This is a genomic window from Streptomyces sp. NPDC033165 (assembly GCF_055577965.1).
Window position 1 is genome coordinate 141290 of sequence record NZ_JBVIPK010000016.1, and the last position, 14903, is coordinate 156192.

The following is a 14903-nucleotide window of genomic DNA, read 5'->3' on the forward strand; positions in this document are numbered from 1 at the left end:
GGTGGTCGGCAGGGAGTGTGTCCCGCTCTGCCGGGCCGGAGGGGCCGGGTCTCAGGGGCCGAGCGGCGTCAGCACCGCCTGCAGGCACTCCATCCGGATCCGAGTGGATCCGGTGCCGCTACCGGCCTCGCTGAACTGTGAGAAGAGAGTGAACAGCGACTGTCGAATCTCCTCGGCGGCCGCGACGTCGACCTCCTCCATGGCCAGTCGTACCGGCCCGAAGTTCTGGCACAGGATGTCCGTCCACTTCCCCACGGAGGGAACGTCGACGTACACGTACGATTCCTCTGCCTCGATGGCCGCTCTGCCCTCGAACAGCTGGCGAATCCCGGCTGCCGTTCCCCACGCGGTCGAGCGGGGGACGATGCTGTCCACCAGCGGGCACACCGCGTGCAGGATCTCGAACATGATCGTGATCGGGGACGCGGGCCCCCAACTGCCGACCACGATCCGTCCTGTCGGCCGGCACACTCGCAGCAGTTCGGCTGCGCACGCCTCCGGGTCCGGCGCGAACTGCACGCCTCCCGCCGAGATCACGGCATCGAACAGACCGGCGGGGAATGGCATGTTCTGGGCGTCGTAGTTCCGCAAGGTCAGGTGGAGGTTCTTCTCCAGCGCCCGCCGCTGCGCGACGCCCAGCATGTGCAGATCGGTGTCGATCGCCGTCACCTGGCACCCGCGTGCGGCCGCTGCCAGCGCGGCGTTGCCGGTCGCGGTGGCCACGTCGAGCACGCGTTCCCGCGCCCGCAGGGCCGCACGGTCGCACAGGGCGGTGCTCAGCGGGAACAGCCGGTTGGCCACCTGCTGATAGCGGTCGGCGGCCCAGTAGCGCTCCTGGAGGGGAGGGTTGACCGCCGTCACGAGATCCTCCAAGGGGGTGCGACGTGGATTCCGTGGTCGTAGCGCAGCCACGACGGGTCGAGCGGGTCCTCGATGACGTCGTCCATGGTGCGTACGCGGGTGGCGGCCAGCCCCTCCACCCGCAACTGCTCCTCCCAGTCCTGGTCCGTCCTGGCACGCAGCACTCGCACGAAGTCCTCCCTTTCGGCATCGAAGGACAGACCCAGCCGCTTCCTCAGGAAGCGGGTGTCATCCACGGCGAGATAGCCGGACTGCGTGGGCAGCGGATGGAACGCGGGGCCCATCTGCGGCCGGGTGAACGTCATCAGGACGTGCGCCGCATGCCGCAGGGACGATTCCACGTAACATCCGAAACCGGTGTGCTGCCGCTGCATCAGCCCCGTCAGAATGCCTTCCGCACAGAGCAGGCCACCCAACGGATCGAGCATGGTCATCTGGCTGACGGCAGGCTGCTCGCCGTCACAGCGCACAGCACGTCCCATGCCGGTCGCAGCCTGGATCGACCAGTCCGACGCCGTGTGCGGCCATCTCTCGTCGTCCGGGGGGCTGCCTGTCGCATGCGCGTAGACCAGGGACGGGTTGACGCGACGCAGGGTCGTGTAGTCCAGGTGCGCGGGCCCCAGCTTGCCCGGTGACCAGTTCGTCAGGAACACCGACGCCCTCGACACCACCTCGTGCACACGGCGACGGCCCCGTGGACTGCCGAGGTCGACACACAGCGCTTCCTTGCCGCGGTGCAGAGCACGGAAGGACACCGAGCAGCCAGCGCGTACCGGCTCCACGCCGCGTGCAGGATCACCCTCCGGCGGCTCGACCCGCCACACCTGAGCACCCAAGCACGCGAGGATCCGCCCCGCGTAGGACCCCTGCAGGTAGTGCGTCGCCTCGACGACCTGCATCCCAGCCAGGGGGAGCCAGCGCGGGGGCAGCGCTCCTTCGTCGAGGTTCTCCACAGGGGGAGGCCCACTCCACGGAGACGGTGACAACAGCCAGGGTTCGATCAGGTCGTCATCGATCGGGTTGGAGACGTCGGACACGCAGACGTTCTCCGCGTGCGCGGCGGCCATGATGGCCTTCAGCGGGATGTGCGCTGCCTGGTGGACGGACTTCGGCACCCGGAAGCAAGCCGTCCACTGCCGTGCCTCGTGCGACCGCCACGAGACCATCGCATCGTGGCCGTCGACACCGAGCCGCTTCCAGAAGGCGGCCCACCGATCGGCCCGGAACGTCTCCACCTCGACCCAGTGCCCGTCGGAGGTCAGGAAGGGCGGCGGCTTGCCCGCGCCGAGCGTCTCCGGCACCGGACCGAGCGCGGTCAGTTCCACATGATGCGACTGCGAGAACAGCAGAGCAGAGCCGACGTTGACCTCCACCTGCGTCACATCCGCACTGCCGCGGGCCTGCGCGACCAAAGCCGCCATGATGCCCTGACCGGCGGCCACAGCACCACACACCGAGGCGAAGGGAACCGACGTACGACGGGGCCCCTCTCCCTCGCGGCGACCGAACAGACTCATCAGCCCACACGCCGCCTGCAAGGTCGGCTCACCGAGCATGAACTGCCCGAACGGCGCCTTCAGACTCAGGATCAGCGGCGGATGCCGATAGGCGATGGAATTGACCTGCCACTTACCCGGAGAGCCTTTCACCGGCACCAAATTCACACCCAGATGCGCGAAATGTCTTTTCCAGTCGCGAGCGACGAACGACAACTCCATAATCAGCCCTCACACCTCATGCGCACTGCCGTGACCCGGCGGAAACTCTATGCTCGCGAGAACCGCGAAAAAGGGGGAGACGAACGCTCCGCAGTTCGATCCAGCTGTTTGCACATTCCACCTGGGAAAGCACAAGGCACAAGAGCTCGCAGACAGCGCGAAGTAGCTCCATCTCCCGTGCGGCACGCCACCGGCGCGCAGCACATCGACCGGAGCACCGGGAAAGAGCCCGGCCAGGCTGTTCGCTCCCTCGTAGCGGAACCCCACCGGTGGTTCCCTGTCAGCAGGTCAGACACAAGCGCCGCAGCCATCTCCCCTTCCACGGCATTCCGGGCGCACCGGCCGCACCACGGGCTCAACCTTCCCGCAAATCAATCGCGCCACAGATGTGTGACCATTCCCGTAGCCCTGTGGAGGTTCCGTTGATCGACCAGGAAGCCTACTGGTCCGCCCACCGATACCAGGCCGTCGCCGGCAAACTGTCGGGCATCAGCCTCCGACTCGTGCAGGAAGCGGGCATCAAGCCGGCCCACCGCGTCCTTGACGTGGCATGCGCCACCGGAAACGCGGCGCTTTACGCGGCCCGCCGCAGCGCTTCCGTGACCGGACTGGACTTCGACCCCGTCATGATCGAAGCCGCCCGCAGACGGCAGAGCGACCTGCGCATGTCGGTGGACTTCCGTATCGGCGACGCGGCCAAGATGCCCTTCGCCGACGCCTCGTTCGACTGCGTCCTGTCGACCTACGGGTCGATGTTCGCCCCCGACGCCGAAGCCGCCGCCCAGGAGATGCTCCGGGTGTGCCGCCCCACCGGCGCGATCCAGATGGCGAACTGGAACCCCGGCGGCGTGATCACCGCCATGTTCCAGACGCTCCACGACCTCCACCCCGTGGCAGAGTCGATCCAGGGCATCGCCCAGCAGTGGGGCACCGCCGCCGGACTGCGCCGCCTCTTCGGGCCGGCCCCGCGCATCCACAGCAGCATCAGCCACCACCACGTCCCGGCAACGGCCGCCGAACTGGCCTCGGTTTTCGCCGACCACTTCGGGCCGGCCTTGTGCGTAGTAGAACAACTCGGCGAACCGGCACGCGAACTGATCCGTGAAAAGCTGACCACCCTGTTCGCCCGCCACACCGTGGCCGGACCCGACGGAACCTGGGTCTGCGTCGACTACCTGTACGCCAAGATAACCCTGCGGTGAAAGGACAGCCCCCGGACGCACAGACGCGGGCGGCCACCGCATCCGCCGTGCGCGCGCTGGACCTCGGACTGTTCGGCTCTCTCACGCTCCAGCAGCTGCAACGACGCTCCTATTACCTCTACACCGCCGAAGGCCCCCACGGGAAGGCATGGCAGATAGCCGTCGACGCCCTCTGCGCCGCCCGCTACAGCGGGGACACCTACCACGACTACCGCCGCCACCAGCAGCGATGGCGCCTGTGGCAGCCGGACCCCCTACAGGTCGCGCAGGCGCGCGCCTACGCCCTCACCAAGGGCTGCCGTGTACGTGTCCTGGGCGCCCCACTGACCGGCACCGTCGTCGACCTGCGCTTCCTCACCGAGAGCACAGGACCCCACCCCGCCCCGTGGTACGTCGTCTCCTACGGCCGGCTTCAGATCTGCCGCGCCCACGGCTGCGATGAACTGGAACCGGAACCGCTCCCGTGATGCGTGAGCGCGACATCCGCGACGTCACCCCGCGCAAGAGGCGTTCGCCGGCCCGACCGGATGCGAAGGCGAAGCCGGCCCCGTGCCTAATCGGCCGCGACTTCCACTCCGAGCGGCCCGGGACCAGGCTGGTCGGCAACATCACCTACCTGCCCACCACCGAGGGCTGGCTCTACCTCGCCTGCTGGCCGGACCTGGCCGCCCGCGAGGTCGTCGGCTACGCCAGGGCCACCACCGCGCCGCACTCGTCGTCGACGCGCTCGACACATCCCACGGCCAGGGTGGACTGGCACCCGGCTGCGTGATCCACGGGACGGGAAGACGTTCGGCTCTGTCTCACATCCGGTGGTAACGGAGGGGAGGGTTCAATGATCGGCGGATCCGGTGATCAAGGAGACGCTGATGAGTGACACCACCATCGAGGACCTCACCGCCCGCCTCGGCGAACTCGACGCGGAGACCGAGAACCTGCGCATCACCCGCAAGACCATCCTGAACATCCCGGCGCCCGAGCCCGCCGACGATCCGCCGCGGCCCGAGGCCCCGGACCGCCACGCCTACCAGCAGATCCTCGCGGCCTTCACCGACACCGGTCAGCCGATGCGGGCCCGCGACCTGTGCGAGGCACTCGACCTGCCGATCCTCCCGAAGAACACCGAAGGCACCCGGTCCAAGCTGAAACACCTGGTCACACGGGCATTCTCACCGAACCCGAACCCGGCCTGCTCGCTCAGCCCCGCACCTGAGTACCAGTCCGCCCCGCCGACCAGCACTCCTCACCCGATCCCAAGCACCAACCGGACATCAGGTCACGTACCGCACTCTCAGCACGGTTGGCGGCCCATGAGTCCCCGCCGCCCGCGCGCGCCGGAGCCGCCGGCTGGTGGTGCCGCTCGTACCGCCCTCCCGGGCCCGGGGCCACGGCCGCCGCCGTGTTCCGGGTCAGCCCACCAGGTCCGGAGCCCGCAGCATGACGGCCGGGACACCCCAGGCGTCGACGAGGGCGCCCGCGAGGGGCCGGACCTTGCGGCAGAGGTCGTTCACCTCACGGGTGATCGCCTTGGAGCGCTGGACGGTCAGCCGGCCGTGTTCCATGAACCACGCCCGGTCCGCCTCGATCGTCGACAGGGCGAACAGGTCGCACAGCAGGCCCAGCGCGACCTTGTTGCCGCCCTCGGGCAGCGTACGCACCTTCTCGACGAAGGCCTCCAGCACCAGCCGCTCGACATGGGCGTGGGCGACGGCGATGACATGGTCCTGCACCTCGGAGAAGACAGCGCCCGCATCGCGCTTCCGGTCGATCCCGCTCTTGAGCCTGCGGGCCACTCCCGCGAGCAGGTGCTCCTCGCGGTAGCGGACCATGGCGAGCTGGTACTCCGAGTCGAGCAGGCCCGCTTCCTGGTCCCACGCGTCGCCGCCGGGCAGCAGATCACGTACCCGTTCGAGCAGTTTGTGGGCCGACGTCTTCTCGATGACCGTCTCGACGGCGAGGTTGGTGACGTAGCGGACCATGCCGAGCTGGTCCAGGTCCTCGAACTCGCTCGCGTAGTCGGTGAGCAGGCCCTTGGCGACGAGCTGGAGCAGGACGTGGTTGTCGCCCTCGAAGGTGGTGAAGATGTCGCTGTCGGCCTTGAGAGCGGCGAACCGGTTGACGGCGAGATAGCCGGCGCCGCCGCACGCCTCGCGGCACTCCTGGATCACCCGGGTGGCGTGCCAGGTGCCGAGCGCCTTGGTTCCGGCGGCCCGTGACTCCAGGCGGCGCCGCGCCTGCGGGTCGTCCTCGATGCCGGAGAAGACGTCGTGCAGCTGCGTACGTACGACGTCCTGCGCGAAGTGCAGTGCGTACGTACGCGCGACGAGCGGCAGCAGGCGGCGCTGATGCAGGCCGTAGTCGAGCAGCAGCTGCTCCTCCCCCTGTGAGCTCGTCGCGAACTGGCGGCGCCGCAGGGCGTACTTCGTGGCGACCGCCAGGGCGACCTTCGCGGTGCCGACCCCGGCGCCGCCGACGCTGACCCGCCCCTGGACCAGGGTTCCGAGCATGGTGAAGAAGCGGCGGTCCGGGTTGTCGATCGTGCTCCGGTAGACGCCTTCCGGAGTGACGTCGGCGAACCGGTTGAGCAGCGCCTCGCGGGGCACCCGCACACCGTCGAACCGGATGCGCCCGTTGTCCACGCCGTTGAGGCCCATCTTGCGGCCGTCGTCCTCGATGCCGACGCCGGGCGCCACCTCGCCGCCGACCCGGATCGGCACGACGAACGCGTGCACGCCCTCGGCCGCCCCGCCCACCTCCAGCTGGGCGAAGACGACCGCCAGTTCGCCGTGGCGGGCCGCGTTGCCGATGTAGTCCTTGCGCGCCTGGTCGCCCTCGGTGGTGATGACGAACTCCTGCGCGGCGGCGTCGTACCGCGCGACCGTGCCGAGCGCCTGCACGTTCGAGCCGTGCCCGGTCTCGGTCATCGCGAAGCATCCCATCAGCTTCCCGGTGATCAGGTCCGGCAGATAGGCGTCGTGGTGGCGTTCGGTGCCCAGATGGAGGATCGCGCCGCCGAAGAGCCCGAACTGCACACCGACCTTCACCAGCACCGACAGATCGCCGAAGGCGAGCGTCTCGAACGCGGCGATCGAGGCCCCGACGTCGCCGCCCCCGCCGTACTGCCTCGGGAAGCCCATACCGGTCTGCCCCGTCGCCGCCATCTCGACCACGAGTTCGCGCACCCGCTCGCGGTACGCGTCGATGCCGAGCTCGTCGGCCTCGTCGAGAACCGAGGCGTGCGTCACCAGGTTGCTCCGGACCAGGTCGCGGACCTCGGCGTACTCGCCGTCGAGTAGCTCGGTCAGCGCCCGGACGTCGAGCTCCGGCCGGGTGTAGCCGCCGGGAGCGGGAGAGGTTTCGTCAGTGGTCATACCGCTTCGCTACCCCGTCCGGGAACGATCAAGCGACACCACCCTCGTGGGCAGGGCGGACGTGCACACTGACGGCGTAACCGCAGCCCGGGACGTAGGGGTCGCCGCTCCAGGTCGCGTAGCGCTGCCGCAGGGTCAGCCCGGCCCGCCCACACCACTCGTCGAAGTCCGCGAGAGCGAAGGGCGCTTCGGCAAGCGGCAGGTGGGCGGCGTCCAGTCCCATGCCCGTGACCAGCAGCCCGCCGGGCCGCAGCAGGGCGGACAGCTGCCCGATGACAGCCGCTTCGGTGCCTGCGGCCAGGAGAGGGATGACGTTCCCGGCGGCGAGCACCAGGTCGAAGTCCGGCTCCAGCCCGAGGGAGTCCGTGCGGGCCAGGTCCCCGAGCAGCCACTCCTGCGCGGGAGCCTCGCGGCGGGCGACGGCGAGCATCGAGGAGTCGACGTCCACGCCGGTGCAGCGGTGGCCCAGTTCGGCGAGCCGGATCGCCACCCTTCCGGTGCCGCAGCCGGCGTCGAGCACCCGGGCGGCAGGCTCCAGCAACGCGTCGCAGAACGCGGCCTCGCCGTGGATGTCGTGCCCCGATTCGGCAAGCCGCGCGAAACGCCGGGCGTACTCCTCTCCGGCCTGTCCCCCGGTCAGTTCCGCCCAGCGGTCGCGTTTCCCGGTCATGTCAGCGTGCCTCCGGTCAGCCCCGCCCCACGAGGGCGGGAACGTGCTTCAGGGGGAATGTGTGGACCCCTGGATCATCGCAGTTGTCGGCCCCACCGGCACGCCACCCTCCCAGCGATGGCCACGTCGACGGGCAGGGGTACGGGTTTGGGACCGGCTGGACGGCTACCGCTGCCGGTGCCACTGCGCTACGGCTGGACGGCAGCGGGCGCGGGCTCAAGGGGCCGCGCTCACCGCCGTCTTCACCAGTGCCCGTATCTGGCGCACGATGTCCGAGCGGTTGCGCTCGAAGTCCGGGTCGGTGACACCGCCCGTCGCCGGGTTCTCGTTCCCCACTCCGAAGGTCAGGACCGGCGTGTGCAGATGACCGCCGGGCAGCTTCGAGAGCCCCATCCGGTCGCGCAGCAGGGTGGCCCGGTAGGCGATCTCGTTGGAAAGGTAGTCGCCCCCGCCCCCGGCCCGCGCGGTGGAACCGGGAGTGGGCCCTTCCCGCCTGGTCACCGGCTGGGTCGCGCCCGCCGGGATCTCGGTGACCTCGGTATTGTCGTACACCGGGAACCGGCCCGTGTCCGCCTCGGTGAGCCGGCGGTACGGGAGGGTGGTGGAGGTCCACTGCGGCTGCGACGCCGGGTCGGTGACGGGGACGGTCCCGGTGCGGGCGAGGTTCTCGTTGTCCGGGAAGCCACCGCGCCAGGCGCCGTTGGTGCGCTCCACGTCGAATCGGCCCGGGCGGCCCTGGCTGATGGTGGTGAAGGCGTCCAGGTGCGGCAGGTGCCGGGCGAGGGCCCGTTCGACCGCCCCTTCGGCGAAGTCCGTCCAGCGCACCGGGAAGACGACAGCCTCTATCCGGGCCGGGCCCTTGGCGGTGTGCACCAGGGTGCCGTCCAGCGCCAGTGCGCTCGCGCCCGAGGGATTGCCGATCCGGACGTCCCTGTCCAACGTGAACGGATCGAAGCCGGTGATGAGGACCCGCTTCACCTGACGGCCCGGATGGCGGATGTCCTCCTCGCCGCGCGAAGAGGTCTCCAGCACGGTGAGCAGGGCCTTGCGCTGCTGGTCGTCCAGCCCGAACCGAGGCGTCCATGTACGCAGTTCGCGGCTGAGGGCGAGTCGTGCCCAGTACAACGGGCGGTCATCGCCGCGGCTCAGGTCGCCCGTGGCGGGCCCGCGGCCCTGGGCCCGGTCCACGGCCCGCCGCCACAGCGCCGATGCGTGGCGCGCCACCAGCCGCTCCGTCCGCGCGTAACTGCGGGCGCCCTCCAGAGCACGGGCGAAACGCGGGGCGAGGACGTCGAATCCGCTGCGCCGCAGGATCTCCTGCGGGGCGGCCCGGTCGAGGCGCTGCTCCTCGACGGTGGGCTGCGCGGTGCTGCGGGCGGTGCCGGCGGGGTTCGCCGTGGCGGGCGACGCCGTGGCAGGCAGGGCGGAGCCGGCGAGAACGAGCAGGAGCGTCACGCCGCCGAGGCCGAGCCGGGTGATTGCGGGAATCCGGTGCGTCACGTGGGCCCTTTCGAGAGATTCGACAGAACGATTGGGCCCGCAGTATCGCGGCACTGCCGGAGGTGACGCCATGGGGCAGGACTCCCGGCACGTCGGCCAGGGCCGACACCTCGCGCACGCCCGGGCGTGCGTGACAGCCTGCGTCATGCACCCCCGGCCGCGCGGGCGGGGGGAGCGGGAGCGGCGGCCCTCCGCAACGACAGGACGAAGGCGCGGCTGGTGACTGCGGAGAGGGCGAGGTGGCCGAGCCCCAGGAGGGCGAATCCGTAGGCGCCCGCTTCGAGGGGCCGCACGGGGTCTGCCCGGGCGGAGGGGCGGGATGCCACCACACTGTTCATGGTTGCTCCTTGGTGTCGGCGGGTGGGTGCGTGGCGGAGCCGGGATCGGCGGGGGGCTGCCAGCCGAGGACCGTGTCCAGAGCCCTCGCCGTGACCGCCCCCGGCGTGGCACGTACGGCGAGGTTCCGGACGGACACGGCAAGGGGGTGGGAGAGTCGGACGAGTCCACCGATGCGTCGGGAGCGGCGGCTGATACGGGTGGTGCGCCGGTGCCTGGCCTTCGTGTAGGCGGCGAGCGCGGTCGGTACGTCGGCGTCGTCGGCCAGGGTGTGCGCCACGACGACCGCGTCCTCGATGGCCTGGCAGCCGCCCTGGCCCATGTTGGGCGTCATCGCGTGGGCGGCGTCACCGAGCAGAGCCACCCGGCCCGAGTGGAATCGGGGAAGAGGTGAGGCCAGTTCGTGAAAGTGGTGGTGCAGTACGCCGAAGGGCTCGCGGTTCCGCCGGTCCAGCCGGTCCAGCAGTGCGGGTATCGGATCGTGCCACGCGCCGAAGCGCCGGGTCAGCTCCGCATGATGGTCGGCAGGCTTCGTACCGGGGCCGGTGGCGGCGGTGGCGTAGACATAGATCCGCCCGTCGGCGAGGGGGACGACGCCGAACCGTTCCCCCCTCCCCCAGGTCTCGGCCGCCGACTGCGCAGGCAGGTCGGCGCCGGACAGCACCGCCCGCCATCCGGCCTCACCGGCGTGACGCAGACCGGAGTGCCGGGGGAAGAGCTGCCCACGGAGCACGCTGCGCATACCGTCGGCCGCCACGACGACGTCGGCGCGCAGATCGCCCGATGACGTACGCGCGACCACCGCGCTCCCGGCATCGTCCACACCGCTCACCGACACGCCGAGGCGCAGGGCGCCGGGCGGCAGGGCGGCGGCGAGGGCGTCGATGAGGAAGGCGCGGTGTACGGCGCGAGCGGGAAGCCCGTAGCGGGAGGACGCGGCGCCGGTGCCGGTTCGGCTCAGCCATGTGCCGTCGGGGGTACGCAGCCCGACCTGACCGGCGAGGGCTTCACCCGCCCGCACCTCGGGGCCCAGGCCGATCGAGTCCAGGGCGCGCAGGGCGTTGGGGGCGAGGACGATGCCGGCGCCGACAGCCGAGAGGACGGGAGCCCGTTCGCACACGGTCACGCGCCACCCACGGCGGCTCAGGGCCACCGCCGCGGCCAGGCCCCCGATCCCACCTCCGGCTACGACAGCATGACGAACACCCATATCGACCGCCTCCCTCACGAACCCCCTGGCCTCTACACCTGTAGAGGCCGACGCTCCGCACTCTACACCTGTAGAGTTCGAGGTGTGCCCCTCCCTGACCGCCGAGCCCTGATCGCCGACGCCGCCATCGCCACCGTGAGCTCCGCCGGCCTGCGCGGCCTGACCCATCGCGCGGTGGACACCGCCGCCGGGCTGCCCGCAGGCAGCACGTCGTACTACTTCCGCACCCGGAGCGCCCTGATCGGCGCCTGCTTCCACCGCCTGGCCGAACTGTCGGCCGCCGACGTGGACCGGTGGGAAGCCCAGCACGGGACCCCTGACCCGGACTCCGCCGCCGAGGCGCTGGCCGCGCTGCTGCACCACTGGCTGACCGTGGAGCGGGGCCGCCAGCTCGCCCGCTTCGAGCTCAGCCTGGAGGCGACCCGCCGCCCGGAGCTGCGCGCCGACCTGGAAACCGCCGGCCTCACCGCCCGCTCCAGGGCCACCACCCTGCTGGCGGCACTCGGCGCACCCCGTCCCGCGGAGGCGGCAGACCTGCTCGTCGCCTGGACCGACGGCCTGCTGTACGACCGACTCGCCGGCGCACGGGCCGCGAGCCGCCCGGCGCCCGACATGGCCGAACTGACCCTGGTCGTCCGACGGATGCTGGCCGCCGTACTCTCCCCTTGAAACGCAAGGACTACGGGGACGCGAGGACCGAGTGGGCGGGTGCAATGCAGGCCGCCCGGCGGCCACCCGAGAGCTGCCCGAGCGCCCGAATACTGTCGGCACTTTCGGCTGTCAGCACTGCCACGCTGTCGATGCCGGAGCGCAGCCGGGCCCTCCTGGGGGCCTGACCCCGCCGCGGTCAGGCGCAGGCCGGGCACAAGCCGCGATAGGTGATCTCCACCGAGCCGACGGCGAACCCGAACCGCTCGGCCTCGGGCAGGTCACCGATGGCATCGCCGGACGGGTGGACATCGCGCACCGTGCCGCAGCCGGAGCACACCAGGTGCTGGTGGGGGCGGCGCGCGTTCGGGTCGTAGCGCTTGGCCCGGCCCACGGTGGAGACCTCCAGCACCTCACCGAGCGCGACGAGCTCCCCCAGCGTGTTGTAGACGGTCGCGCGGGAGATCTCGGGCAGTCGCGCGGCGGCCCGCAGGTGCACCTCGTCCGCCGTCAGGTGTACGTGGTCGCCGTCGAGGACCTCCGCGACGACACGCCGCTGCGAGGTCAGCCGCCAGCCACGGCCGCGCAGCCGCTGGAGGAGGTCGCTCATCTCGTTTCACCTGCTTCGCTTCGCTGGAGACGCCTGGAGACACGCCCGCCCGCCGGAAGGATCCGGTGACGCCACGCTCCAGTCGCTATGGTTTTAGCGCACTTCTTGACTTGGACGAAGTCCATTGTAGGATCGATCTCGGCGACATCCAAGAGATAGAGACAGGAAGACTCCGGTACGGCAGCAGAGACACGTGACGGGAGACCGCCGGTCGAGCACCGCCCTCGTCGCACGGCCGCGACCGTCCGGTCCGGTGGTCCGCGAGGCACTCTGACGGCCCGCGCGAGATCCTGGAAAGCGTGCCCCACCTGCACGGCCCGAATCCTCCTCCCCCGTTCAGCGCCCCCACGACCCGCCGGGTCCGGAAGGATTTCCCATGACCGACAATCACGAGTCGCATGTCTTCGATCCCGTCACCCCGGATTCGCCCGAGACGGCCATCCCGGAGGTGCCCGAGGCGCAGGCCGTCGGCTGCCCCGTGGCCCACGGCCGTGCGGCGCACCCCACTCAGGGCGGGGGGAACCGCCAGTGGTGGCCGGACCGCCTCAATCTGAAGATCCTTGCCAAGAACCCCGCCGTGGCGAACCCGCTCGGTGCGGACTTCGACTACGCGGCCGCGTTCCAGGCGCTCGACCTGCCCGCGGTGAAGCGGGACATCGCCGAGGTGCTCACCACGTCGCAGGACTGGTGGCCGGCCGACTTCGGCAACTACGGACCGCTGATGATCCGGATGGCCTGGCACAGCGCGGGCACGTACCGCATCAGCGACGGCCGCGGCGGCGCGGGCGCCGGTCAGCAGCGCTTCGCCCCGCTGAACAGCTGGCCGGACAACGGCAACCTCGACAAGGCCCGCCGTCTGCTGTGGCCGGTCAAGAAGAAGTACGGCCAGGCGCTGTCCTGGGCCGACCTGCTGATCCTCACCGGCAACGTCGCCCTGGAGACCATGGGCTTCAAGACCTTCGGCTTCGCCGGTGGCCGCGAGGACGTCTGGGAGTCGGAGGAGGACGTCTACTGGGGCCCGGAGACCACCTGGCTCGACGACGAGCGCTACACCGGCGACCGTGAGCTGGAGAACCCGCTCGGGGCGGTCCAGATGGGCCTGATCTACGTCAACCCCGAAGGCCCCAACGGAAACCCGGACCCGATCGCGGCCGCCCGCGACATCCGCGAGACCTTCCGCCGGATGGCGATGAACGACGAGGAGACCGTCGCCCTCATCGCCGGTGGCCACACCTTCGGCAAGACGCACGGCGCGGGCCCGGCCGAGAGCGTCGGCGCGGACCCCGAGGGCGCTCCGATGGAGGAGCAGGGCCTGGGCTGGCGCAGCTCGTACAAGTCGGGCAAGGGCGGGGACGCCATCACCAGCGGTCTGGAGGTGACCTGGACCAGCACCCCGACGAAGTGGGGCAACGAGTTCTTCCACAACCTCTTCGCCTACGAGTACGAGCTGACCAAGTCCCCGGCCGGTGCGCACCAGTGGGTCGCCAAGGACGCGGAGGCGACCATCCCGGACGCGCACGACGCGTCGAAGAAGCACAAGCCGCAGATGCTCACCACCGACCTGTCGCTGCGCTTCGACCCGGCCTACGAGCAGATCTCGCGCCGCTTCCACGAGAACCCGGACGAGTTCGCGGACGCCTTCGCCCGCGCCTGGTACAAGCTGACGCACCGCGACATGGGCCCGATCCAGCGCTACCTGGGCGCGGAGGTGCCTTCCGAGGTGCTGCTGTGGCAGGACCCCCTGCCCGCGCGCACCGAGGAGCCGCTGGACGCCACGGAGATCACCGCGCTCAAGGAGCAGGTGCTCGCCACGGACCTGACTGTGGCGCAGCTGGTCTCGGCGGCCTGGGCCTCGGCCGCGTCCTTCCGCGGCAGCGACAAGCGCGGCGGCGCCAACGGCGCACGGGTCCGTCTGGAGCCGCAGCGTGGCTGGGAGGCGAACGACCCGGACGAGCTGGCCCAGGTCCTGCGTGTCCTGGAAGGTCTCCAGGAGTCCTTCAACGCCAAGGGCGGAAAGCAGGTCTCGCTGGCCGACCTGATCGTCCTCGCGGGCAACGCGGCCGTCGAGCAGGCGGCCAAGGACGCCGGAGTCGACGTACAGGTGCCGTTCACCGCGGGCCGGGTCGACGCCACGCAGGAGCAGACGGACATCGAGTCCTTCTCCGCCCTGGAACCCGCGTACGACGGCTTCCGCAACTACGTCGGCAAGGGCACCCGCCTGCCTGCCGAGTACCTGCTGCTCGACCGGGCCAACCTGCTGACGCTGAGCGCCCCGGAGACCACCGTCCTGGTCGGCGGTCTGCGCGTGCTGGGCGCCAACACCGGCGGCTCGAAGCACGGCGTCCTCACCGACCGCCCGGGCACGCTGACCAACGACTTCTTCGTGAACCTGCTCGACCTGGGCATCACCTGGAAGTCGACGTCGTCGGCGCAGGACGAGTTCGAGGCCCGCGACGCGACCGGCAAGGTCAAGTGGACCGGCACCCGCGCCGACCTGGTCTTCGGCTCCAACTCCGAACTCCGTGCCCTCGCCGAGGTCTACGCGAGCGACGACGCGCGGCAGAAGTTCGTGACGGACTTCGTCGCCGCCTGGGCCAAGGTCATGGACCTCGACCGGTTCGACCTGAACTGACCTGCTCAACCTGCACACTCCGGCTGTGGGGGGGGGGGGGGGGAGAAAAAAAAAACCACCAAAAAAAAAAAAAAAGGGGGGGGGGGAGGGGAGTGGCTTTTGGGGGTGGAGCCATTAACAACCTTTCCCCCCACAAAAAAAAAAA

General features: G+C 70.4%; 14 protein-coding genes. 5 read left to right on the forward strand and 9 right to left on the reverse strand.

The window, feature by feature from the left end:
• Positions 1-51: 51 nt before the first annotated feature.
• Positions 52-861 (reverse strand): class I SAM-dependent methyltransferase, encoded by an 810-nt coding sequence (locus ACZ5WC_RS29085; protein WP_468543601.1) that lies wholly within the window; start codon positions 859-861, stop codon positions 52-54.
• Positions 858-2579 carry a CoA transferase gene (locus ACZ5WC_RS29090; protein ID WP_468543602.1) on the reverse strand — a complete coding sequence of 574 codons (1722 nt, stop codon included), beginning with the start codon at positions 2577-2579 and terminating at the stop codon, positions 858-860. Before ACZ5WC_RS29090 ends, ACZ5WC_RS29085 begins: the two co-directional genes overlap by 4 nt.
• Positions 2580-3001: 422 nt before the next feature.
• Between ACZ5WC_RS29090 and ACZ5WC_RS29095 the strand changes: the two genes are divergently transcribed.
• Genes ACZ5WC_RS29095 through ACZ5WC_RS29105 form a run of 3 tightly spaced genes read left to right on the forward strand, consistent with a single transcriptional unit; the run spans position 3002 to position 4553 of the window.
• Positions 3002-3781 (forward strand): class I SAM-dependent methyltransferase, encoded by a 780-nt coding sequence (locus tag ACZ5WC_RS29095; protein ID WP_468543603.1) that lies wholly within the window; start codon positions 3002-3004, stop codon positions 3779-3781.
• A complete protein-coding gene (locus tag ACZ5WC_RS29100) occupies positions 3778-4248 on the forward strand; it encodes a hypothetical protein (RefSeq protein ID WP_468543604.1) in 471 nt (156 codons plus the stop codon). Before ACZ5WC_RS29095 ends, ACZ5WC_RS29100 begins: the two co-directional genes overlap by 4 nt.
• Complete coding sequence (locus ACZ5WC_RS29105; protein ID WP_468543605.1) at positions 4248-4553, forward strand: hypothetical protein; 306 nt, start codon at positions 4248-4250, stop codon at positions 4551-4553. The genes ACZ5WC_RS29100 and ACZ5WC_RS29105 overlap by 1 nt, the downstream gene beginning before the upstream one ends.
• Before the next feature lie 31 nt (positions 4554-4584).
• Here the strand turns inward: ACZ5WC_RS29105 and ACZ5WC_RS29110 are convergent, their stop codons facing one another.
• The 6 genes from ACZ5WC_RS29110 to ACZ5WC_RS29135 form a co-directional block, all read right to left on the reverse strand.
• Positions 4585-4932, reverse strand: a complete 348-nt coding sequence (locus ACZ5WC_RS29110) for a hypothetical protein (protein ID WP_468543606.1) — start codon at positions 4930-4932, stop codon at positions 4585-4587.
• A 258-nt stretch (positions 4933-5190) separates the two neighbouring features.
• Complete coding sequence (locus tag ACZ5WC_RS29115) at positions 5191-7152, reverse strand: acyl-CoA dehydrogenase family protein (RefSeq protein WP_468543607.1); 1962 nt, start codon at positions 7150-7152, stop codon at positions 5191-5193.
• Positions 7153-7180: 28 nt separating this feature from the next.
• Positions 7181-7822: a class I SAM-dependent methyltransferase gene (locus ACZ5WC_RS29120; RefSeq protein ID WP_468543608.1), complete on the reverse strand. Its 642-nt coding sequence runs from the start codon at positions 7820-7822 to the stop codon at positions 7181-7183.
• A 216-nt stretch (positions 7823-8038) separates the two neighbouring features.
• Positions 8039-9322, reverse strand: a complete 1284-nt coding sequence (locus ACZ5WC_RS29125) for a pyroglutamyl-peptidase I (protein ID WP_468543609.1) — start codon at positions 9320-9322, stop codon at positions 8039-8041.
• Positions 9323-9465: 143 nt separating this feature from the next.
• Positions 9466-9660: a hypothetical protein gene (locus tag ACZ5WC_RS29130; protein WP_468543610.1), complete on the reverse strand. Its 195-nt coding sequence runs from the start codon at positions 9658-9660 to the stop codon at positions 9466-9468.
• Entirely contained in the window at positions 9657-10868 is a 1212-nt protein-coding gene (locus ACZ5WC_RS29135) for an FAD-dependent monooxygenase (RefSeq protein WP_468543611.1), read from the reverse strand. Before ACZ5WC_RS29135 ends, ACZ5WC_RS29130 begins: the two co-directional genes overlap by 4 nt.
• 84 nt (positions 10869-10952) lie before the next feature.
• Between ACZ5WC_RS29135 and ACZ5WC_RS29140 the strand changes: the two genes are divergently transcribed.
• Positions 10953-11537: a TetR/AcrR family transcriptional regulator gene (locus ACZ5WC_RS29140; protein ID WP_468543612.1), complete on the forward strand. Its 585-nt coding sequence runs from the start codon at positions 10953-10955 to the stop codon at positions 11535-11537.
• 178 nt (positions 11538-11715) lie between these two features.
• Here ACZ5WC_RS29140 and ACZ5WC_RS29145 read toward each other — a convergent pair whose 3' ends face one another.
• On the reverse strand, positions 11716-12126 hold the full coding sequence (locus ACZ5WC_RS29145; protein WP_468543613.1) for a Fur family transcriptional regulator: 411 nt from the start codon (positions 12124-12126) through the stop codon (positions 11716-11718).
• 376 nt (positions 12127-12502) lie between these two features.
• On the opposite strand from ACZ5WC_RS29145, the gene katG reads away from it, so the two are divergent.
• Complete coding sequence (gene katG, locus ACZ5WC_RS29150; protein WP_468543614.1) at positions 12503-14758, forward strand: catalase/peroxidase HPI; 2256 nt, start codon at positions 12503-12505, stop codon at positions 14756-14758.
• Positions 14759-14903: the final 145 nt, after the last annotated feature.

What these genes read in the sequence shown, in the direction of transcription:
- ACZ5WC_RS29090 (WP_468543602.1), bottom strand. Translation starts at nt 2,579, where the DNA reads ATGGAGTTGTCGTTCGTCGCTCGCGACTGGAAAAGACATTTCGCGCAT.
- ACZ5WC_RS29105 (WP_468543605.1), top strand. Translation starts at nt 4,248, where the DNA reads ATGCGTGAGCGCGACATCCGCGACGTCACCCCGCGCAAGAGGCGTTCG.
- ACZ5WC_RS29115 (WP_468543607.1), bottom strand. Translation starts at nt 7,152, where the DNA reads ATGACCACTGACGAAACCTCTCCCGCTCCCGGCGGCTACACCCGGCCG.
- ACZ5WC_RS29120 (WP_468543608.1), bottom strand. Translation starts at nt 7,822, where the DNA reads ATGACCGGGAAACGCGACCGCTGGGCGGAACTGACCGGGGGACAGGCC.
- ACZ5WC_RS29130 (WP_468543610.1), bottom strand. Translation starts at nt 9,660, where the DNA reads ATGAACAGTGTGGTGGCATCCCGCCCCTCCGCCCGGGCAGACCCCGTG.
- ACZ5WC_RS29135 (WP_468543611.1), bottom strand. Translation starts at nt 10,868, where the DNA reads ATGGGTGTTCGTCATGCTGTCGTAGCCGGAGGTGGGATCGGGGGCCTG.
- ACZ5WC_RS29145 (WP_468543613.1), bottom strand. Translation starts at nt 12,126, where the DNA reads ATGAGCGACCTCCTCCAGCGGCTGCGCGGCCGTGGCTGGCGGCTGACC.
- katG (WP_468543614.1), top strand. Translation starts at nt 12,503, where the DNA reads ATGACCGACAATCACGAGTCGCATGTCTTCGATCCCGTCACCCCGGAT.